Raw genomic sequence first — 21,052 nt, forward strand, 5'->3', positions numbered from 1 at the left:
GGGGATAGGGAATCAGGCAACCATCACCTGGGCTTGTATTTGCGGAGCACGCTGCAGCCCCGAAAGAATGGCACGGATCGAGGCGGACACGATATTGGCATCCATGCCCACCCCATATACGGTGTGGCGATCATCGATGCGCATCTCGACATAGGCCACGGCCTTGGCGTGGGCGCCCTCGCTGATGGCATGTTCGTTGTAGTCCAGCACGCGCACATCGCAGTCCAGCGCAGCGGCCACGGCCTGCACGAAAGCGTCGATCGGGCCTGTGCCTTCACCTTCAATCTGCAGCGTCTGGCCTTGCCAGGGCAGTTGTCCGCGCAATGCAACCGTGCCGTTTTCGCCTTCCATACGGTATACCGGCGTTGCTGCCTCGTCCAGACGGTATTCGCGCTCGAACAAACTCCACAGATCGGCGGCCGTGAGCTCCTTGCCGCTGGCGTCCATTTCGCGCTGCACTGCCTGGCTGAACTCGATCTGCAAGCGCCGCGGCAGTTGCACGCCGTATTCACTCTCCAGCAGATACGCGATGCCGCCCTTGCCGGACTGGCTGTTGACGCGAATGATGGCTTCATAACTGCGCCCCAGATCCTTGGGATCGATCGGCAGGTAGGGCATCTCCCAGATGTCGCCCTCGCGCCGGGCGGCAAATGCTTTCTTGATGGCGTCCTGATGGGAGCCGGAGAAAGAGGTATAGACCAGATCGCCCACGTACGGATGGCGCGGGTGCACGGGTAACTGGTTGCAATACTCCACGGTGCTGCGGATGCCGTCGATGTCCGAAAAGTCCAGCCCCGGATGCACGCCTTGCGTGTACATGTTGAGAGCCACGTTCACCACGTCCAGGTTACCCGTACGTTCGCCGTTGCCGAAGAGGCAGCCCTCCAGGCGGTCGGCGCCCGCCATCAAGGCCAGCTCCGCCGTTGCCGTGCCGGTGCCGCGGTCGTTGTGCGGGTGCACCGACAGCACCACGCAGTCCCGACGCTGGATGTGGCGGTGCGTCCACTCGACCATGTCCGCGAAGATGTTCGGCGTGGAATGCTCCACCGTGGTCGGCAGATTGATGATGCACTTCTTCTGGGGTGTCGGCTGCCACACGTCGGTCACCGCATCGATCACACGCTTGGAAAACTCCAGTTCGGTGTCCGAGTACATCTCAGGCGAATACTGGAACGTCCAGTCGGTAAGGGGGTACTGGGCAGCAATGTCCTTGAACATCTGCGCGTTGCCACGCGCCAGTTCCACGATTTCCTCCTCGCTCATGTCCAGCACCACGCGGCGCATCACAGGCGCGGTCGCGTTGTAGAGGTGGACGATGGCGCGGGGCGCGCCTTCCAGTGCCTCAAACGTGCGACGGATCAGATGGTCACGCGCCTGGGTCAACACCTGAATGGTCACGTCGTCAGGAATGCGGTCTTCCTCGATGAGCTTGCGCACGAAGTCGAACTCGACCTGGGAGGCCGACGGGAAGCCCACCTCGATCTCCTTGAATCCGATCTTCACCAGTTGCTCGAACATGCGCATCTTGCGCGCGATGTCCATGGGCTCGATCAACGCCTGGTTGCCGTCGCGCAGGTCCACACTGCACCAGATGGGCGCGCGGTCGATCACCGCGTCGGGCCAGGTGCGGTCCGTCAGGCGCACGGGGGCAAAGGGACGGTATTTGGCGGCGGGGTTCTGCAGCATCGGAATTCTCTCTTTCGTGGAACAAGGTAGGTGTCTGACCTGTGCTCCAGCGACCCCGGAAAAACAAAAACGGCCCGTCGCTGGTGCTCACGGGCCGTGGGAAGTAGGTGTGTACGCGCGCGCTACTATGCCTGCCCGAGGGACAAGTTCAGTAGTAGTGCTAGCGACAGGAAATGCATGCGAACGACTCTAGCACAAAAAACCCACGGCGACACGCAGGGCTACTCGTGCAACCCGCGCTCCTCGGGCTCGTCCTTGGAGGTGCTGATCACGCTGGCCCGATACCCCTTGGCGCGCCGCCATGCATACACGCCGTAGCCGCTCAATCCATAAGCCACGAAGATGCTGAACAGCACCGTGGGCGCATGGATGTTGATGATGGCGATCCCCAGCACGATGAGCACGATGGCCGTGAAGGGGACGCTGCGCTTGAGGTGCAGGTCCTTGAAGCTATAGAACGGCGCATTGGTCACCATGGTGAGCCCGGCGTACAGCGTCAGCCCGAACATCACCCAGGTGAGCTGGCTCCAGGTCAGCAGGCCGTCCTGCCCGCGCTGCACACCCGAGTCGGACAGCAGCCAGATGAAGCCCGTCACCAGCGCCGCCGCGGCCGGAGATGGAAGCCCCTGGAACCAGCGCTTGTCCACGGTGCCGGTGTTGACGTTGAAGCGCGCCAGCCGCAGGGCAGCGCATGAACAGTAGACGAAGGCCGCGATCCAGCCCCAGCGCCCCAGGCCGCTGAGGGCCCACTCGTAGGCGATCAGTGCAGGCGCCACGCCGAAGGACACCATGTCCGACAGCGAGTCCATCTGCTCGCCGAACGCGCTTTGCGTGTTGGTCATGCGCGCCACGCGGCCATCCAGGCTGTCCAGCACCATGGCGCAGAACACCCCCACCGCCGCATAGTCGAAGCGGCCATTCATGGCCATGACAATGGCGTAGAACCCGCCAAACAACGCTGCCAGCGTGAACAGGTTGGGCAGGATGTAGATGCCCTTGCGGCGCTTGCGCACCATCACGCCCGTGTTTTCGGCGGCGTCGTTGCCATCATGCATTCAATCGACCTCCAGCGCCCATACAGCAAGCGCCAACAGCTATTAAATCAATAGTATTTTTGTTCCGCACACGCGTGCGGAAAAGGACGCAGTGTAGCCGCTGCCCGCACGCAAAAAAGGCCACCAGGGTGGCCTTGGGGAAAGACGCCAGCGCGGCCCGGCCGCGCTCGCGCATCAGTTGCGCGTCTGGTCCACCAGCTTGTTCTTGGCGATCCAGGGCATCATCGCACGCAGCTGGGCACCCACCACTTCGATGCTGTGGTCGGCGGTGTTGCGGCGGCGGGCCGTCATGCTCGGGTAGTTCAGGCGGCCTTCCTGGATGAACATCTTGGCGTAGTCGCCGTTCTGGATGCGCTTCAAGGCATTGCGCATGGCGGCGCGCGACTGCTCGTTGATCACTTCGGGGCCGGTCACGTACTCGCCGAACTCGGCGTTGTTCGAGATCGAGTAGTTCATGTTGGCGATGCCGCCTTCGTAGATCAGGTCCACGATGAGCTTGAGCTCGTGCAGGCACTCGAAGTAGGCCATCTCGGGGGCGTAGCCGGCTTCCACCAGCGTTTCGTAGCCCATCTTGATCAGCTCGACAGCGCCACCGCACAGCACGGCCTGCTCGCCGAACAGGTCGGTCTCGGTCTCTTCCTTGAAGTTGGTCTCGATGATACCGGCCTTGCCGCCGCCATTGGCCATGGCGTAGGACAGCGCCAGGTCACGCGCCTTGCCGGACTTGTCCTGGTGCACGGCCACCAGGTGGGGCACGCCGCCGCCCTGGGTGTAGGTGTTGCGCACGGTGTGGCCGGGGGCCTTGGGCGCCACCATCCACACGTCCAGATCGGCGCGGGGCACGACCTGGTTGTAGTGCACGTTGAAGCCGTGGGCGAAGGCCAGCGAGGCGCCCTGCTTGATGTGGGGCTCGACGTTGTTCTTGTAGACCTCGGCGATCTGCTCGTCGGGCAGCAGGATCATGACGACGTCGGCTTCCTTCACGGCGTCGTTCACTTCCTTGACCGTCAGGCCGGCCTTGCCGACCTTGTCCCACGAAGCGCCGCCCTTGCGCAGGCCGACCACGACCTTCACGCCGCTGTCGTTGAGGTTTTGGGCATGGGCGTGGCCTTGGCTGCCATAGCCGATGATGGCCACGGTCTTGCCCTTGATGAGGCTCAGATCACAGTCTTTGTCGTAGAAAACTTTCATGGTCGCTCCGGTTGGGATTCTGTTCAGGGGGAAAGGAAAACGGGGGATTGTCGTACTTACACACGCAGGATGCGTTCACCACGGCCGATGCCGCTGGCGCCCGTACGCACCGTCTCCAAAATGGCGGTACGGTCGATAGCCTGCAGGAAAGCGTCGTTCTTGGACTGGTCGCCGGTCAGCTCGATCGTGTAGCTCTTTTCGGTCACGTCGATGATGCGTCCGCGAAAGATGTCGGCCATGCGCTTCATCTCTTCGCGCTCCTTGCCCACGGCGCGCACCTTCACCATCATGAGTTCGCGCTCGGTGTAGGCGCCTTCGGTCAGGTCAACCACCTTGACCACCTCGATGAGGCGGTTCAGGTGCTTGGTGATCTGCTCGATCACGTCTTCCGATCCATGGGTCTGGATGGTCATGCGCGACAGGGACGCGTCCTCGGTGGGCGCCACGGTCAGCGATTCGATGTTGTAGCCCCGCGCGGAAAACAGGCCAACGACGCGCGACAGCGCACCCGGTTCGTTCTCCAGCAGGACGGCGATGATGTGTTTCATGGGATGAGCTTCCTCTTCTCGCTGCCCTCCCCTGGCGCCGGTAAGCGCCAGGCTTGGCAGACAATAGATTCGTCAGAAAACGCTATTAAATAAATAGCTACCAGCGCTTGCCAGGCAAGCGTTACAGGCCTTTTTGATGCTTAAAGGTCTTCCGACCCCAGCAGCATCTCGGTGATGCCCTTGCCAGCCTGCACCATCGGGAACACGTTCTCGGTGGGGTCGGTCCGGAAGTCCAGGAACACCGTGCGGTCCTTGAGCTTGCGCGCTTCGCGCAGCGCCGGCTCCACGTCCTGCGGGCGCTCGATGAGCATGCCCACGTGGCCATAGGCCTCGGCCAGCTTCACGAAGTTGGGCAGCGCATCCATGTAGCTGTGGCTGTAGCGGCCCGAGTATTCAATTTCTTGCCACTGGCGCACCATGCCCAAGTAGCGGTTGTTGAGCGACAGCACCTTGATAGGGGTGTTGTACTGCAGGCAGGTGGAGAGCTCCTGGATGTTCATCTGCACCGAGCCTTCGCCCGTCACGCAGAACACCTCAGACTCGGGCTTGGCCAGCTTGATGCCCATGGCATAGGGAATGCCCACGCCCATGGTGCCCAGGCCGCCGGAGTTGATCCAGCGGCGCGGCTCGTCGAATTTGTAAAACTGGGCGGCCCACATCTGATGCTGCCCCACATCGGAGGTGACGTAGGCGTCCGCATCGCGGGTCATATTCCACAGCGTCTCGATCACGTACTGCGGCTTGATCACCTCGGTGTTCCCGCGGTCGTACTTCAGGCAGTCGCGGCCGCGCCAGTTCTCGATCTGCTCCCACCACGCCGACAGCGCACCAGCGTCGGGGCGTGTCGTGGTCTCGCGGATCATAGAGATCAGCTCGGTCAGCACGTCCTTGACATCGCCCACAATCGGAATGTCCACCTTCACGCGCTTGGAAATGCTCGACGGGTCGATGTCGATATGGATGATCTTGCGCTCGTTCTGCGCGAAATGCTTGGGATTGCCGATCACGCGGTCATCAAAGCGCGCACCCACGGCCAGCAGCACGTCGCAGTTCTGCATGGCATTGTTGGCCTCGATCGTGCCGTGCATGCCCAGCATGCCCAGGAATTTGCGGTCGGTGGCCGGGTAGGCACCCAGACCCATCAGCGTGTGGGTGACCGGATAGCCCAGCATGTCGACCAGCGTGCGCAGCTCGGGCACCGCATTGCCCAGCAGCACGCCGCCGCCGGTGTAGATATAAGGTCGTTTCGCGGCCAGCAGCAGTTGCAGCGCCTTGCGGATCTGACCGCCATGCCCCTTCTTGACGGGGTTGTAAGAGCGCATTTCCACGCTCTGCGGATAACCATGGAAAGCCGTCTTCTTGAACGACACATCCTTCGGGATATCCACCACCACGGGGCCGGGGCGGCCGGTGCGCGCGATATGGAAGGCTTTTTTGAGCGTCACCGCCAGGTCGCGCACATCTTTGACCAGGAAGTTGTGCTTGACGATGGGACGCGTGATGCCCACGGTGTCGCACTCCTGGAAGGCATCCAGCCCGATCGCGGGCGTGGGCACCTGGCCGGAGATGATCACCATGGGGATCGAATCCATATACGCCGTGGCGATGCCCGTCACGGCATTCGTCAATCCGGGGCCGGAAGTCACCAGCGCCACCCCGACCTCGCCCGTCGCGCGGGCATAACCGTCGGCCGCGTGCACCGCCGCCTGTTCGTGGCGCACCAGCACGTGCTGAATGGTGTCCTGCTTGTACAGCGCGTCGTAAATGTACAGCACGGCGCCGCCGGGGTAGCCCCAGATGTACTGGACGTTCTCGGCCTGCAGAGCCTTGACGAGGATCTCGGACCCCATGAGGTCCTGGGCGCCGGGAGAGGATGAGGAGTTGCCGCCGCGAGAGGCCGCAGCCGCCGACGTGAGTTCGGCCTTGGAGATTTCCATGATCAACCTTTGCGAATTTCTCTAACGAAAAACCTTGGGTGCCCCTTGTACGAACTCTTGTGAAGCCGACTTGGGACTTGAGGCCTCGGCCATGGGCGCCAGGAGTGTTGCGCCGGACCGGGACCCGTTTGCCTTTTTGAATTGCAGTACACATTATTGCACTGCACACATGCAGTTGGCGCAGCATGGCATAAAAAATACGCGGCAATGCGATAATCCGTCTTTCGCAGCTTGCTGCACGCACCTGCGCGCGCACTCCGCTTTCGCCCTCCTTGGGTTTTTGCCTTTGGCTACTGAACAAGAGCTCTCCGACTTCCTCAAAAGCGTGGACAAGCGTGCTTTCAAGCGCACGCTTTACCATGTGCGCAATGAGGAGGCCGCGTTGGACATCGTTCAGGACAGCATGCTCAAGCTGGCCGAGCACTATGGCGACAAACCGCCGGCCGAGCTACCCATGCTCTTCCAGCGCATCCTCACCAACTGCATGCTGGATTGGTTCCGGCGACAGAAGACGCGCAATGCGCTTTTTTCCAGCCTGAGCGACTTCGAGGGCCCGTCGGACGATGGTTCAGATTTTGATTTTCTCGAGGTACACGCCGCTGCCAATGGCGAAATGGCACAGAGTGCGGAGGATTCCGTGCGTCGCGCACAGGTACTGCGCGATATCGATGCCGAGATCCAAGAACTGCCCCCACGTCAACGGGAGGCATTTTTGATGCGTTACTGGGAAGAAATGGATGTCGCAGAAACCGCAGCCGCCATGGGTTGCTCCGAAGGCAGCGTCAAGACACACTGCTTTCGGGCCATCCAAACCCTCAGCAAGGCACTGAAGGCCAAAGGAATCGTGCTATGAACCGCCCTCCAGAATACCCGCCGGAAATCACCCAGGCCGCGGATGCGTTCGCCCGCCGCCTTACGGCGCGCCTGAGCGAAGGCAATGCCAGCCTTCCCTACGACATCACCGAGCGCCTGCGCGCCGCACGCATGCAGGCGTTGGCGCAGCGCAAGCGCCCCGCCGTACAGTCTGCCCGTCAGACAGCCGCGGCCACGCACGTGTCTTCGCAAGGCTCCACCGCCACGCTCAGCGGCTGGGGCAGCGAAGGTGGCAACTGGTGGCGCGCCCTGGTATCCGCCGTGCCGCTGACGGCGCTGGTGGTGGGGCTGGTCTTCATCAACATGGCGCAGGACGAGACGGTGGCCACCGAAATCGCCGAAGTCGACGCTGCGCTTCTGACCGACGATCTTCCCCCGTCGGCCTATGCTGACCCCGGCTTCCTGCAATACCTCAAGACAGCCAATACGACGCAATAAGATCACTGCCTGCATGCACGAGCCGTCCCCGCACGCCCCACGCCCCCACCTGCCAGCATTCTTGCTGGCTTTTGTCTTGCTGGGTGCGCTGGCGACGACAGGGTGGTGGATGGCTGCCTATGTGCGGGTGGCGCCCAGTACCCCTGTCCCGGCCGAGGCGCTGGGAGATGGCAGGCACAAAATCTACAGCGAGCCCCGGCAGGCTCCGCAAGCCGAGGCCGGCCCCCGCTGGACAGAACTGAGCACTCCTCAGAAAGAAGCGCTCTACCCCCTTGCAGACCGCTGGAGCGTGCTCAGCGAAGGGCAAAAGCGCAACTGGCTCAACCTAGCGGCGGGCTTTCACGCACTCTCTGAGGACGAGCAGGCGAAGATGCTCGCACGCATTACCGATTGGGCCAGCCTCAGCACCCAGCAGCGCAGCCAGGCGCGACTGAACTATGCCGCCGCCAGCAGGCTCCCGGCCGACAGCCGGCGTGCCCGATGGGAGGCATACCAGGCGCTGAGTGCGGAAGAGAAGAAGCGCCTGGCGGCCAAGGCGGCGCCGCGGCCGACCGGCGCAGCCACCACGGTACGCCCGGTTTCCCCCAAGAAACTGGCCCGCGTCCCTGCAGCCACCAATGCGCCGCCGGCCGTCCCCAACCCTCCGAAAATCCAGCCGCCAGCGGAGTTCCATTCGCCCCAGGCCCTGCCGGTGCCGCCCCCCGTGGTCGTGGAAACATCGCCGGTCACGATCCCGTCCGCACTGCCTGCGCCGCTCCCCCCCCTTGCGCCCGCCTCGGCTCCCGAACCCACTCCGGAACCGCCAGTGGACCTGACCCCCCTGCATCCGCCGCAATGATCGGCGCATGACCTCCGTTCGCCGTCCCGCATGACTGCCTCGCGCGCCAATCCGCAGCCCCCCCACCCTTCCGATGCTGCCGCCCCAGCGGCATCCCGCGCGATCGCCCCTCCGCTGCGGCGCCGCATGGCCTGCTGGTTGTATGAGGGCATGTTGATGTTCGGGGTGGTGTTCATCGCGGGCTACCTATTCGGCACCCTGACACAGACACGGCATGGGCTGGACAACCGCCACGCGCTGCAGGCCTTTCTGTTCGTGGTGTTCGGCATCTACTTCGTCTGGTTCTGGTCCCAGGGGCACACGCTTGCCATGAAGACCTGGCACATCCGGGTGGAAGACCGGCAGGGGCGCTCCCTCTCGCAACCACGGGCGCTGCTGCGCTACTTGTTGTGCTGGCTGTGGTTCCTGCCCCCATTGGCGGTGATCGCACCCTTTCAACTGTCCGCGGGCGAAGCCACCGTCATCGTGGCGGGCTGGGTCGCGGTATGGGCCCTGCTCAGCCGATTTCACCCGCAACGCCAGTTCTGGCACGACGCACTCGCCGGTACCCGCCTGGTGCATTACGAAGTGCCGCCCCGCCGCAATGGTTGAGGGGCCGACTGGGCCACGCACGCGTGCATCTGACGCGCAAGCTATGCGCACAACCCCTGCAGTTCGCCTTCCCATAGCGCGACAATCACCGTCCGAATGCCTGATCCCACATCCTCCGCACCACACCCCCACAAGCAACGCACCGGCTTGCGCCGGCTGTGGCATGCCACGGGCTACTCCCTGACAGGCCTGCGGGCAGGATGGGAAGAAAAGGCGTTTCGCCAGGAGGTGTGCCTGGCAGCCCTGCTGCTGCCCTCGTCCTTTTACGTCGGGCGGGACTGGATGCAGACTGCTGTACTGGCGGCGGTGGTGGTGTTGGTGCTGATCACCGAGTTGCTCAACTCCGGCATCGAGGCCGCCATCGATCGCGTCGGGCATGAACTGCATCCGCTGTCCAAGCGCGCCAAGGACTTGGGCAGCGCAGCGGTGCTGCTCAGCCTGCTGCTGTGCGCAGCCGTGTGGGCGGCCGCGCTCTACCAAAGGTTCCTACATGGCTGATGTCGCTTTTTCGATCTGCGTGTACCTGGGCTCTCGCCCGGGCAACAACCCCTTGTTCACAGAAGCGGCCACGGCCGTGGGCCACTGGATAGGCCGCCACGGCGGCCAGTTGGTCTACGGCGGCGGCCGCAGCGGCCTCATGGGCACGGTGGCGGAGGCCACGCGCGTGGCAGGCGGCCGGGTCGTGGGCATCATTCCGCAGGCTCTCGTGGACAAGGAACTGGCCAACCACTTCTGCGATGAGCTGCACATCGTGCAGACCATGCACGAGCGCAAGGCCATGATGGCCGAGCGCAGCGATGCCTTCGTCGCCCTGCCGGGCGGCATCGGCACACTGGAAGAGCTGTTCGAAGTCTGGACCTGGCGCCAGCTGGGCTACCACGACAAGCCTATCGGCCTGTTGGACACCGACGGCTACTACGGCGGCATGCTGGGCTTCCTGCAGCATGCGGTACATGGCGGGCTCATGGGGGAATGGCAGATGGGCCTGATCCGCGTGGGTACGGAGCCCGATGCCCTGCTCACCGCGCTGGTACAGGACGCAGGCGCGAATGCCAGCGCCATCCCCCTGCGCAGCGTGATCTGACGGCTGTCCCACCGCGCTGGCGTGCGCGGGATTGGCAGACGTGCCGTTCGTTACACCGCGGCGTCGTCCAGGTCGCCGGTGCGGATGCGCACCACGCGCTCCACGGCGGTGACGAAAATCTTGCCGTCACCGATCTTGCCGGTGCGCGCCGCGCCTACGATCGCGTCCACGCAGCGGTCCACGTCTTCGGTGCGCACCACCACCTCGATCTTGACCTTGGGCAGGAAGTCCACCACGTACTCGGCACCACGGTACAGCTCGGTGTGGCCCTTTTGCCGGCCGAAGCCCTTCACCTCGGTCACCGTCAGCCCCGTCACACCACATTCGGCCAAGGCCTCGCGGACTTCCTCCAGTTTGAAGGGCTTGATGACGGCGGTGATCATTTGCATGGGGAACTCCTCAAATATCTAAAAAGCGGCGGGCACGGCACGGCGACCCAGCGGCCGCCACAGGGGGCTCAGGCCCTGAATCGGTTGGTGATGGGGTAGCGCCAGTCCTTGCCGAAGCTGCGGCGCGTGACGCGCACGCCCACAGGCGCCTGGCGGCGCTTGTATTCGTTGAGCTTGATGAGCCGGGTCACGCGTTCGACATCCGCACGTTCAAAGCCGGCGCGCACGATGTCTTCCAGAGGCTCGTCATTTTCCATGTAGCGCTCGACGATGGCGTCCAGTACCTCATAGGGCGGCAGACTGTCCTGGTCTTTCTGGTCGGGACGCAGTTCGGCACTGGGCGGACGGGTGATGATGCGCTCGGGAATGGGATTCGCGCCGGTGCCATACGGGTCATTGGCGTTGCGCCAGCGGGCCAGGGCGAACACGCGCGTCTTGACCACGTCCTTGATCACGGCAAAGCCGCCGGCCATGTCGCCGTAAAGCGTGCAGTAGCCCGTGGCCAGCTCGCTCTTGTTGCCCGTGGTCAGCACCAGGCTGCCGAACTTGTTCGACAGCGCCATCAGCAGCATGCCGCGGATGCGCGCTTGCAGATTCTCTTCCGTCGTGTCCTCGGGCAGGCTGGCGAACTGCGGCGCCAGCGCAGTCTTGAAAGCCTCGAACTGCGGGGCGATGGCGATTTCGTCATAGCGCACCCCCAGCCGCCCGGCCATGTCGCGGGCATCGATCCAGCTGATGTCGGCCGTGTAGGGCGAGGGCATCATCACTGTGCGCACCTTGTCGGCGCCCAGCGCGTCCACGGCAATGGCCAGCACCAGCGCCGAGTCCATGCCCCCCGACAGGCCCAGCAGCACGCCGGGGAAGCCGTTCTTGCCCACGTAGTCGCGCACGCCCAGCACCAGGGCGGACCACAGCTCCGCCTCCCAGCCCTCGTGCGGCGCCACCGGCGCTTCCAAAACAATAGCTGCCTGCGCTTGCTGCACCTTGATCAGCAGCGTTTTTTCTTCAAATCCTGGCGCACGGGCCGCCACGCTGCCATCGGCATTCAGCGCGAAGGATCGGCCCTCGAAAACCACCTCGTCCTGCCCGCCGACCAAGTGCGCATAGACCAGGGGCAGGCCGGTTTCCAGCACGCGCTCGCGCATCACCTGTTCGCGCTCGACAGCCTTGCCCAGGTGGTAGGGCGACGCATTGAGCGTGACCAGCACCTGCGCGCCCGCCTCCCGCGCGCTGCGCGCCGGCCCGGGGTACCACGCGTCCTCGCAGATCAGCAGGCCCATGCGCACGCCATCGACCTCGAACACGCAGTTCTCATCCCCGGGGACGAAATAGCGGCGTTCGTCGAAGACTTCGTAGTTGGGCAGGTACTGCTTGGCGTAGGTGTGCTCGATACGCCCCGCGCGCAGCACGCTGGCCGCGTTGTGGCACAGGCCGCGCCCCCCCTCGCCCACCCCGTGCGCCACGCGCCGCGGGTGCCCCACGACCACCGTCAGCCCCGGCCAATCCGCCGTAGCGGCCGCCAACCCTTCCAGTGCCTGCTCGCACGCCTGCACGAAGGCTGGCCGCAGGTACAGATCCTCGGCCGCGTAGCCGCACAGTGCCAGTTCGGGCGTGAGGAGCAGCCGGGCGCCGGCAGCATGGGCATCGCGCGCGGCCGCAAGAATCTTCTGGGCATTGCCCGGCACGTCGCCCACCACGAAGTTGAGTTGGGCGATGCTGATGACGAACGGCATGGGAATAGCGGGGCGGGTTGGTCTCGGACGATTATGTCACCCGGGCCCTGGCGCCGCCCCGAGCCGCGCCTTGCCCCTGCGGCACGCCCCGGCTGCGCGCTTGTCCCCACAGGCCAGGGACAGGCCTGTGGATAAGCTGCGGGCGAGGCGGGCACATGCGGCTTAAGTGGTTGATTCGTAACGCCCGCCCCTGCACCGCCTCATTTTTAAGCAGGCTGCGCTACCGCGGAGAAATCCCCACGGCCACGCGGTCCGGGCTTTGGGGACATGATGCGCCCTGCCCTGATTGCGGCACCGCCCACTGCATGACCACACCCTGCCCTGCCAGCACGCCTGCTTACGCATTGCACCTGCACGACTCGATCCATCGCGTGGGCGCCGATGCATGGGACGCACTGCTGGCGCTCCAGCCCCACCCCACGCCCTTCCTGCGCCATGCCTACCTGTGCGCGCTCGAAGACAGCGGCAGCGCCACGCCCGCCCGGGGCTGGACGCCCGTCGTGTTCACCCTGTGGGCGGGCACGGACCTGCAGGCAGCCTGCATCGTGTACGCCAAGGCGCACTCGTACGGTGAGTACGTGTTCGATTGGGCCTGGGCCGATGCCTACGCCCGCCACGGGCTGGCGTACTACCCCAAGGCCGTGGCCGCCGTGCCGTTCACGCCGGTGCCCGGCACCCGGCTGATGGCCTGCGACGATGCCGCGCGGGACGCCCTGCTGCGCGCCGTGCTGGACTGGGCGAAGCAGGCGGAGCTGTCGTCCCTGCACCTGCTGTTCGGCGCGCAGCAGGATCTGGCTGCAGCGCACCAGGCGGGGATGCTGCTGCGCAGCACCGTGCAGTTCCACTGGCACAACCGGCGGCCCATGGACGGTGCAAGGTTCGCGGATTTCGAGGACTTCCTCGCCTCCCTGAACCAGGACAAGCGCAAGAAGATCCGCCAGGAGCGCCGGCGCGTGGCCCAGGCGGGGGTGTGCTTTCGCGTGCTGCGGGGCACGCAGATCACCACAGCAGACTGGGACTTCTTCTACCGCTGCTACGAGCGCACCTACCTGGAGCACGGCAATCCGCCCTACCTGACGCGGGCCTTCTTCCACGCCATGCAGCAGCACATGCCCGAGGCCTGGGTGCTTTTCGTGGCGGAGCGCGCGGGCCGCCCCATTGCTACCAGTTTGATAGCTGTTGGCGCTTATCCCAACTGCGTAAACACCCCAAATGACATGCAATCCGTGGCCTATGGCCGCTACTGGGGTGCGCTAGAACGGGTGGACTGCCTGCATTTCGAGGCCTGCTACTACCAGCCCATCGAGTGGTGCATCGCGCAGGGTGTGCACCGTTTCGAAGGCGGTGCGCAGGGCGAACACAAGATGGCCCGCGCCCTCCTGCCCGTGCGCGCGCAGAGCGCCCACTGGCTGGCGCACCCGGCGTTTGCCGAAGCCGTGGACCGGTTCCTGGCGCGTGAAGGCGAAGGCGTGGAGCACTACCTGGAGGATCTGCACGCGCGCAACCCCTTCCGTCGGGCAGGCTGACGGGCTGGACGCGGCCATGAAAAAGCGCGCCCATGGGCGCGCTTGGCAGAGATACAGCGAGAAGGCCCTCAGGCCGTCGCGACCGACTGCACCAATCCCATCTCAGAACTGCTGAGCAGCGATTCGATGTCCACCACGATCAGCATGCGCTCGCCCACGGTCGCGATGCCACGCACAAAGGACGAATCCACTTGCCCCTGGAACTGCGGTGCGGGCTTGATGGCATCGGCCGGCAAAGCCACCACGTCGGCCACGGCATCCACCACAGCGCCCAGCACCGTGCCACCCACGTTGAGGATGATGACCACCGTGAAGTCGGTGTAGTCGGCGCCGGCGCAGTGCAGCTTCAGGCGCAGGTCGACGATCGGCACGATCACGCCGCGCAGATCGATCACGCCCTTGATGAACTCCGGCGCGTGCGCCATGCGGGTGGGTTGCTCGTAGGAGCGGATTTCCTGCACGCGCAGGATGTCGATGCCGTACTCCTCCTCACCCAAGCGGAAGGTCAGGTATTCCGCGGCACCGCTGGCGTTGGCGTTGCCGTACGAAGGACGCTGGGCGATGGAAGACGACATGGCAACTCCTATGGAAATGTTCTCGCGCTTGCGCGCAGGTCGGGGCACCGCCGGCCACACCAGCGTCGCGCACGCCCTGGCAGCATAGCAGTCATCGGTTACTTATGCTGACAATTTTGCCAGAAGCCGAAATCCCTGCAAGAAAAAAGCCCGCGGGCATGTGCCAGCGGGCTGGATGAGGGAGTGGGCGCGATGCGGGCCGCACCCCGCCACCATCAGGCTTTCTTGTAGTTTTCCACGCCGTCCAGGATTTCCTTGTGGGCGGCGTCGATGCCTTCCCAGCCCAGCACCTTGACCCACTTGCCTTCTTCCAAGTCCTTGTAGTGCTCGAAGAAGTGGCTGATGGCCTTCAGGCGCATGGGGTTCACATCCTCCACGGTCTTCCAGGGCTCGTACATCTTGAGGATCTTGGTGGTGGGCACGGCCAGCACCTTGCCGTCCACGCCGGCCTCGTCTTCCATCTTCAGGATACCCAGCGCGCGGCAGGGCACCACCACGCCGGGGTGCAGCGGGTACGGGGTGATCACCAGCACGTCCACCGGGTCGCCGTCGCCCGACAGGGTCTGGGGCACGTAGCCGTAGTTGCAGGGGTAGTACATGGCCGTGGTCAGGAAACGGTCCACGAAGACGGCACCCGACTCCTTGTCCACTTCGTACTTGATGGGATCGGATTCCGCCGGGATCTCGATCACCACATTGAAGGTTTCGGGAATGTTCTTGCCGGGCTTGACGTTGTTCAGCGACATGGTTTGGGGGTTGAGTGGTTGGAATGACACGGCCTTCGCCCCGGGGGCGGTGCGCAAGGCGGCCCGTGATTTTAGGCGCACGCCCCTTGCAGCTTGCTTGCACCGGGGGTTTCGCGTTAAATGGCTGCGTTGGCCAATCGTCTCCGCCACCGGGGCACGAGGAAGCAACGCAGCGGAAGCACTTCCCCATGCGTTGCGCTTCCCCCTCCGTGCAACTGACAACCGATGGAGATAACGAATGGCTGGTTCCACCTCGGCGCTGACTGCCCCTCTCATCCTGGCTCTGGTTTGCGGACTGATTGCTGTGGCCTACGGACTGTGGGCACGCAGCTGGATCCTTTCCAAGGACGCGGGCAACGCCCGCATGCAGGAGATCGCCGGCGCCATCCAGATGGGCGCGGCGGCCTACCTCGCACGGCAATACAAGACCATCGCCTTCGTCGGCATCGTGCTGGCCATCCTCATTGCGGCGTTCTTGGACGGCACCACCGCCGTGGGCTTCGTCATCGGCGCGGTACTCTCCGGCGCCTGCGGCTTCATCGGCATGAACGTCTCGGTGCGCGCCAACGTGCGCACGGCCCAGGCCGCCACGCAGGGCATGGGCCCGGCGCTGCAGGTTGCCTTCCGCGGCGGGGCCATCACGGGCATGCTGGTGGTGGGCCTGGGCCTGCTGGGCGTGACCGCCTTCGCGTGGTTCTTGGTTGGCAATGGCCGGCTCACCCCCACGGCCAGCCTGCCGGCGCTGCTCAACCCGCTGATCGGCTTTGCGTTCGGCTCGTCGCTGATTTCCATCTTTGCCCGCTTGGGCGGGGGCATCTTCACCAAGGGTGCCGACGTGGGCGCGGACCTGGTCGGCAAGGTGGAGGCCGGCATCCCCGAGGACGACCCCCGCAACCCCGCCGTGATCGCCGACAACGTGGGCGACAACGTCGGCGACTGCGCCGGTATGGCGGCCGACCTGTTCGAGACCTATGCCGTCACCCTCATCGCCACCATGGTGCTGGGCGCACTGCTGGTGGGTGCTGCGCCCGTCGCGGCCGTGACCTACCCACTGGCGCTGGGGGCCGTCTCCATCATCGCCTCCATCATCGGCTGCTTCTTCGTGCAGGCCGGCCCGGGCATGCGCAACGTGATGCCCGCGCTGTACCGGGGGCTGGCCATCGCGGGCGTGTTGTCGCTCGTCGCCTTCTGGTTCGTCACGGCCTGGGTCATCCCCGACAACGCGCTGGGCGGCACGGGCGCGCAGATGCGGCTGTTCGGCGCCTGCGCCACCGGCCTGGTGCTGACGGCGGCGCTGGTGTGGATCACGGAGTTCTACACCGGCACGCAATATTCGCCCGTGCGCCACATCGCGCAGGCGTCCACCACGGGCCACGGCACCAACATCATTGCGGGTCTGGGCGTATCCATGCGCTCCACGGCCTGGCCGGTGATCTTCGTGTGCGCGGCCATCATCGTGTCGTACACGCTGGCGGGCCTGTACGGCGTGGCCGTGGCCGCCATGTCCATGCTCAGCATGGCGGGCATCGTGGTGGCGCTGGACGCCTACGGCCCCATCACCGACAACGCCGGCGGCATTGCCGAGATGGCCGAGCTGCCCAGCAGCGTGCGCGACATCACCGACCCGCTGGACGCCGTGGGCAACACCACCAAGGCCGTGACCAAGGGCTACGCCATCGGCTCGGCGGGCCTGGCAGCACTGGTGCTGTTCGCCGACTACACGCACAAGCTGGAGAGCTTCGGCCAGGCGATCCGCTTCGACCTGAGCGACCCGATGGTCATCGTGGGCCTGTTCATCGGCGGGCTCATTCCCTACCTGTTCGGCGCCATGGCCATGGAGGCCGTGGGCCGCGCCGCCGGCAGCGTGGTGGTGGAGGTGCGCCGCCAGTTCAGCGAGATCGCCGGCATCATGGAAGGCACGGCCAAGCCCGAGTACGGCCGCGCGGTGGACATGCTGACCAGCGCCGCCATCAAGGAGATGATCATTCCCAGCCTGCTCCCCGTGGCAGTGCCCATCATCGTGGGCCTGGCGCTGGGGCCGAAGGCGCTGGGCGGGCTGCTCATGGGCACCATCGTCACGGGCCTGTTCGTGGCCATCAGCATGTGCACCGGCGGCGGCGCCTGGGACAACGCCAAAAAGTTCATCGAGGACGGCCACCACGGCGGCAAGGGCAGCGACGCGCACAAGGCCGCCGTCACCGGCGACACCGTGGGAGACCCCTACAAGGACACGGCCGGCCCGGCGGTCAACCCGCTCATCAAGATCATCAATATCGTGGCGCTGCTCATCGTGCCGCTGGTGGTGAAGTTCCACGCCGGCTGACCCGGCACTATCAAAAAAGAAGCTGCCAGCGCCCGTCCCTTGGGCGCTGGACGGCATTCCGGCTCGTAGCCCAGCACGCTGCGCGCGCCTGCCGCACAATCAGGCCCATGCAGCTCCACCACATCGCCAACGCCGGCGTGGCCTCGACTTCGGGCCGCACCATTGCCGTGATCGACCCCTCCGACGGCCAGCCGTACGACGAAATCCAGCGCGGCACGGCCGAGGACATCGATGCCGCCGTGCATGCGGCGCAGCAGTGCTACCACAGCGTGTGGCGCAAGCTGGCCCCGGCCGAGCGTGGCAGGCTGCTGATGCGGCTGTCCGCCAAGATCACCGAGCATGCCGAGGAGTTGGCCGCCATCGAGCAACGCGACTGCGGCAAGCCCACCCGGCAGGCACGGGCCGACGCACACGCCCTGGCGCGCTACTTCGAGTTCTACGCCGGCGCCTGCGACAAGCTGCACGGCGAGACCATTCCCTACCCCGACGGCTTCAGCGTGTTGACCTGGCGCGAGCCGCATGGCGTGACCGGCCACATCGTGCCGTGGAACTACCCCATGCAGATCTTCGGGCGCTGCGTGGGCGCCGCACTGGCGGCCGGCAACGTGTGCGTGGTCAAGCCGGCCGAGGACGCCTGCCTGTCCCTGCTGCGCGTGGCCCAGTTGGCGGTCGAGGTGGGCTTCCCTGCCGGCGCGCTGAACATCGTGACCGGCTACGGCCACGAGGTCGGCGACGCGCTGGCGCGCCACCCCGGCATCCAGCACATCAGCTTCACCGGCAGCCCCAAGGTGGGCACGCTGATCCAGCAGGCCGCCGCCGAGCGCCACTGCCCGGTCACGCTGGAGCTGGGCGGCAAAAGCCCGCAGATCGTCTTTGCCGACGCCGACCTGGACGCCGCCGTGCCCGTGCTCGTGAACGCCATCGTGCAGAACGCTGGGCAAACCTGCTCGGCCGGCTCGCGCGTGCTGATCGATTCCCTGATCTACGAACCGCTGCTGGAGCGCCTGTCAAAGGCCTTCGAGGCGCTGCGCGTGGGCCCCGCCGCCATGGACCTGGACCTGGGGCCGCTGATCCGCCAGAGCCAGCAGCAGCGCGTGTGGGATTACCTGTCCGATGCGCAGGTGGCTGGCATTCCCCTGGCCGCGCAGGGCACCGTGGTGGACGAAGCGCCCGACACGGGCTTCTACCAGGCACCCACCCTGCTGCGCGACGTACCGGCGCAGCACCGCCTGGCGCAGGAAGAAATCTTCGGCCCCGTGCTGGCCGCCATGCCCTTCGACGACGAAGACCACGCCGTGGAGCTCGCCAACGGCACGCCCTTTGGGCTGGTGGCGGGCGTGTGGACGCGCGATGGCGCGCGCCAATTCCGCATGGCGCGGCGCATTGCCAGCGGCCAGGTGTTCATCAACAACTACGGCGCAGCCGGCGGCGTCGAATTGCCGTTTGGCGGCGTGAAGTCCAGCGGACACGGACGCGAGAAGGGTTTCGAGGCGCTCTACGGCTTCACCACCCTCAAGACCGTGGCCATCCGCCACGGCTGATCCCTGCGAGCCGCGTGCCCTGCGGTGCCCCGCCAGTGCTCGCTTGGCCGCTGATACGTTTCCCATCTCGACCCCATGCCTCTGTCATCCCCTGCCCCCCGCACTGCCCGCCATGTCCGACGCGTCACCTACCAGGGTTACGAGCGCGAGGACGGGCTCTGGGACATCGAGGGCGAGCTGCACGACAGCAAGCCGCAGGACCTGCCGTCGCTGCGCTACCCGGACGGCGTGCGCCGCGCGGGCGAACCCATCCACCACCTGTGGCTGCGCGTCACCGTGGACCGCGACCTGGTGGTGCGTGCCATCGAATCCGCCATGGATGCCCACCCCCTGGCGGGCTGCACACAAGCGCAGCGCGCCCTGCAGGCGATGGTGGGCTGCAGCATGGCGCGCGGCTGGCGCCAGTCCATCCAGACCCACCTGGGCGGCGTGGCCGGTTGCACCCATCTGCGGGAACTGCTGTTCAACCTGGCCACGGCCACGTTCCAGACGATTCACGCCGCATTCCAGAACGAAGGCGACGAGCCGCCGCGCCACTTGGGCCAGTGCACGGGTTGGGACTTCAGCGGTCAGGGAGTGAAGGAGCACTACCCGCAGTTCTACGGCCGCGCGCCGCGCACGCCGAAGGCAGCCTGATCGGCAACCGCTCCCGATTCAATAGCTGCCCGCGCTTTCTGCACGGGCGCTAGAGGCACTTTTTGCCCATAGGCCTGATTTAGATCGACAGCATGTGCTGGCGCCCAGCTCAGGTTCACCATCCGGCCACTCGCGGAGGATGAATAGCGCTTGAACGGCTCGGTCCGACGGACGGCCTCCGCCAGCCCCTGGTTAGCAAAGTGCAGAGGGTGTGGCACATCCGCAGGGGACTCGCGACTGGGCGGTCGAGCCAAGGCCGTGTCCCGCGCGCCACAGCTGCTGCCCAGCAGGGCAACCAGCCCAGCCACGTCGGCCTTCCCTCCCCTGGGAAAGGCGGCGCAGCCGGGCGCCGCGCCGATGAGACACGCAGTTGCTCTTGTGGCCGCAGGGGTCAGCCCAGCACGTCCTGCAGGGCCACCTCGTACAGCGAAGTCAAGCTGTCCGTAACCTCCAGCAGGCGCTCGCTGGTGGTGGCCACGTTTTCCAGGCCGCGCGGGTCTGGCTGGCGCTTGAGGGCGGCCTCGAAAAACACCCACTGCGCCTGGCCCAGTTCCAGTGCCGAGCGGATGGCCGGGGTGGAGATGGGAGCCTTGTTCAACTGCGCGAGGGCACGCTGGAACTCATCGGCGTCGCCCGTCATCTGCTCGCGCACCGTGCGGCTGTCAAGGCCGGCGGCCAACAGCTCATAGTTCTTGGCCAGGCGCTGCGACAGCATGCGCTGGCGCCCGGCGGTGTTGACCAGGCGTGCCGTGGGCGCCTGGGCCAGGCGCTCGAGGGCCTCGGTGGTGGTGTTGGCGGCAGCCAGCATCTGGTCAGCCTGGGCCGACACGGCCTGAAAGCCCTCCTTCGTCGGCGCCTGGGCCGTGAGCGCGTCCAGGCGGTCCGCGTTGCGGCGCACGTCCGCCAGCAGCCGCGCCACCTCGGGCGGCCAGCTCTGGCGGTCCATGTCCTCAAAGCCGGAATGCACCTGCCGGCGGGTGTGTTCCAGCGCATCGCGGGCGCGCGCGGCACCCACGTTCAGGTACAGCTGGCCGTAAACCTTGGCCGTGCGCTGGGACAGCGCCCGAAAGCGCGCCGTGCGATTGATGGCCGTGGCCAGGGCCATGCGCGCCTGGGCCGACAGCGGCAGGGCCGGCACCAGCAACACGGTGGCCAGCGCGCGCACAGCGGTGCGGCGGCCACGCCGGCAGGCGGCGACGGAGGGAGGGGTGGGGACTGGGCGTTGGTTCTGCATGCGCCGTATTCTCAAATCGCCCTCCCGCGCCCCCTATGACACTGGTCAAAGGCACCTCATGTCGCTGCCGTGACAGCAGATTGATCAACATCAATTTAGCGGACGGCC

At 65.6% G+C, this 21,052-nt stretch carries 20 protein-coding genes; 10 read left to right on the forward strand and 10 right to left on the reverse strand.

All coding sequences use genetic code 11. The features are described from left to right. Positions 1-12: 12 nt before the first annotated feature. From leuA to DTPSY_RS09810, 5 genes are all read right to left on the reverse strand, one after another. Complete coding sequence (leuA, locus tag DTPSY_RS09790; RefSeq protein ID WP_015913457.1) at positions 13-1,686, reverse strand: 2-isopropylmalate synthase; 1,674 nt, start codon at positions 1,684-1,686, stop codon at positions 13-15. 221 nt (positions 1,687-1,907) lie between these two features. Beyond that, positions 1,908-2,741 (reverse strand): CDP-diacylglycerol--serine O-phosphatidyltransferase, encoded by an 834-nt coding sequence (gene pssA / locus DTPSY_RS09795; RefSeq protein WP_015913458.1) that lies wholly within the window; start codon positions 2,739-2,741, stop codon positions 1,908-1,910. A 174-nt stretch (positions 2,742-2,915) separates the two neighbouring features. Beyond that, the gene (gene ilvC / locus DTPSY_RS09800; protein WP_011805035.1) at positions 2,916-3,932 is read right to left on the reverse strand and encodes a ketol-acid reductoisomerase; all 1,017 of its coding nucleotides are present in this window, start codon (positions 3,930-3,932) and stop codon (positions 2,916-2,918) included. Between the two features lie 56 nt (positions 3,933-3,988). Next, a complete protein-coding gene (ilvN, locus tag DTPSY_RS09805) occupies positions 3,989-4,480 on the reverse strand; it encodes an acetolactate synthase small subunit (protein ID WP_011805034.1) in 492 nt (163 codons plus the stop codon). A gap of 140 nt (positions 4,481-4,620) precedes the next feature. Beyond that, complete coding sequence (locus DTPSY_RS09810; RefSeq protein WP_015913459.1) at positions 4,621-6,417, reverse strand: acetolactate synthase 3 catalytic subunit; 1,797 nt, start codon at positions 6,415-6,417, stop codon at positions 4,621-4,623. A 286-nt stretch (positions 6,418-6,703) separates the two neighbouring features. On the opposite strand from DTPSY_RS09810, the gene DTPSY_RS09815 reads away from it, so the two are divergent. The 6 genes from DTPSY_RS09815 to DTPSY_RS09840 all read left to right on the forward strand — a co-directional run bounded on the left by DTPSY_RS09815 (position 6,704) and on the right by DTPSY_RS09840 (position 10,241). Continuing rightward, complete coding sequence (locus DTPSY_RS09815; protein WP_011805032.1) at positions 6,704-7,270, forward strand: RNA polymerase sigma factor; 567 nt, start codon at positions 6,704-6,706, stop codon at positions 7,268-7,270. Further along, positions 7,267-7,728 (forward strand): DUF3619 family protein, encoded by a 462-nt coding sequence (locus DTPSY_RS09820; protein WP_011805031.1) that lies wholly within the window; start codon positions 7,267-7,269, stop codon positions 7,726-7,728. The genes DTPSY_RS09815 and DTPSY_RS09820 overlap by 4 nt, the downstream gene beginning before the upstream one ends. A 13-nt stretch (positions 7,729-7,741) precedes the next feature. Then, positions 7,742-8,566, forward strand: coding sequence for a DUF3106 domain-containing protein (locus tag DTPSY_RS09825; RefSeq protein ID WP_041838847.1), 825 nt, complete (start codon positions 7,742-7,744; stop codon positions 8,564-8,566). A 30-nt stretch (positions 8,567-8,596) separates the two neighbouring features. Further along, the gene (locus tag DTPSY_RS09830; protein WP_041838848.1) at positions 8,597-9,157 is read left to right on the forward strand and encodes an RDD family protein; all 561 of its coding nucleotides are present in this window, start codon (positions 8,597-8,599) and stop codon (positions 9,155-9,157) included. Between the two features lie 96 nt (positions 9,158-9,253). Next, a complete protein-coding gene (locus DTPSY_RS09835; RefSeq protein ID WP_011805028.1) occupies positions 9,254-9,655 on the forward strand; it encodes a diacylglycerol kinase in 402 nt (133 codons plus the stop codon). After that, positions 9,648-10,241, forward strand: a complete 594-nt coding sequence (locus DTPSY_RS09840; protein WP_011805027.1) for an LOG family protein — start codon at positions 9,648-9,650, stop codon at positions 10,239-10,241. Before DTPSY_RS09835 ends, DTPSY_RS09840 begins: the two co-directional genes overlap by 8 nt. Positions 10,242-10,291: 50 nt before the next feature. On the opposite strand, the gene DTPSY_RS09845 is transcribed toward DTPSY_RS09840, so the two are convergent. Both DTPSY_RS09845 and DTPSY_RS09850 read right to left on the reverse strand, forming a co-directional pair. Then, positions 10,292-10,630 (reverse strand): P-II family nitrogen regulator, encoded by a 339-nt coding sequence (locus DTPSY_RS09845; protein WP_011805026.1) that lies wholly within the window; start codon positions 10,628-10,630, stop codon positions 10,292-10,294. A gap of 68 nt (positions 10,631-10,698) precedes the next feature. After that, positions 10,699-12,363, reverse strand: a complete 1,665-nt coding sequence (locus DTPSY_RS09850) for an NAD+ synthase (RefSeq protein ID WP_015913462.1) — start codon at positions 12,361-12,363, stop codon at positions 10,699-10,701. A gap of 305 nt (positions 12,364-12,668) precedes the next feature. Between DTPSY_RS09850 and DTPSY_RS09855 the strand changes: the two genes are divergently transcribed. After that, entirely contained in the window at positions 12,669-13,889 is a 1,221-nt protein-coding gene (locus tag DTPSY_RS09855; RefSeq protein ID WP_041838849.1) for a GNAT family N-acetyltransferase, read from the forward strand. A 68-nt stretch (positions 13,890-13,957) separates the two neighbouring features. Here DTPSY_RS09855 and DTPSY_RS09860 read toward each other — a convergent pair whose 3' ends face one another. Then, on the reverse strand, positions 13,958-14,464 hold the full coding sequence (locus tag DTPSY_RS09860) for a chemotaxis protein CheW (protein WP_015913464.1): 507 nt from the start codon (positions 14,462-14,464) through the stop codon (positions 13,958-13,960). A gap of 215 nt (positions 14,465-14,679) precedes the next feature. Beyond that, positions 14,680-15,210: an inorganic diphosphatase gene (gene ppa / locus DTPSY_RS09865; RefSeq protein ID WP_015913465.1), complete on the reverse strand. Its 531-nt coding sequence runs from the start codon at positions 15,208-15,210 to the stop codon at positions 14,680-14,682. A 238-nt stretch (positions 15,211-15,448) separates the two neighbouring features. On the opposite strand from ppa, the gene DTPSY_RS09870 reads away from it, so the two are divergent. From DTPSY_RS09870 to DTPSY_RS09880, 3 genes are all read left to right on the forward strand, one after another. Further along, positions 15,449-17,533: a sodium-translocating pyrophosphatase gene (locus DTPSY_RS09870; RefSeq protein WP_015913466.1), complete on the forward strand. Its 2,085-nt coding sequence runs from the start codon at positions 15,449-15,451 to the stop codon at positions 17,531-17,533. A gap of 107 nt (positions 17,534-17,640) precedes the next feature. Further along, the gene (locus tag DTPSY_RS09875) at positions 17,641-19,074 is read left to right on the forward strand and encodes an aldehyde dehydrogenase family protein (RefSeq protein WP_015913467.1); all 1,434 of its coding nucleotides are present in this window, start codon (positions 17,641-17,643) and stop codon (positions 19,072-19,074) included. 75 nt (positions 19,075-19,149) lie between these two features. After that, positions 19,150-19,710: a DUF2889 domain-containing protein gene (locus DTPSY_RS09880; protein WP_015913468.1), complete on the forward strand. Its 561-nt coding sequence runs from the start codon at positions 19,150-19,152 to the stop codon at positions 19,708-19,710. Positions 19,711-20,101: 391 nt separating this feature from the next. Here DTPSY_RS09880 and DTPSY_RS09885 read toward each other — a convergent pair whose 3' ends face one another. Continuing rightward, positions 20,102-20,944 (reverse strand): type IV pili methyl-accepting chemotaxis transducer N-terminal domain-containing protein, encoded by an 843-nt coding sequence (locus DTPSY_RS09885; RefSeq protein ID WP_015913469.1) that lies wholly within the window; start codon positions 20,942-20,944, stop codon positions 20,102-20,104. Positions 20,945-21,052 lie beyond the last annotated feature (108 nt).

Source organism: [Acidovorax] ebreus TPSY (assembly GCF_000022305.1).
GTDB classification, from domain to species: domain Bacteria; phylum Pseudomonadota; class Gammaproteobacteria; order Burkholderiales; family Burkholderiaceae_C; genus Diaphorobacter; species Diaphorobacter nitroreducens.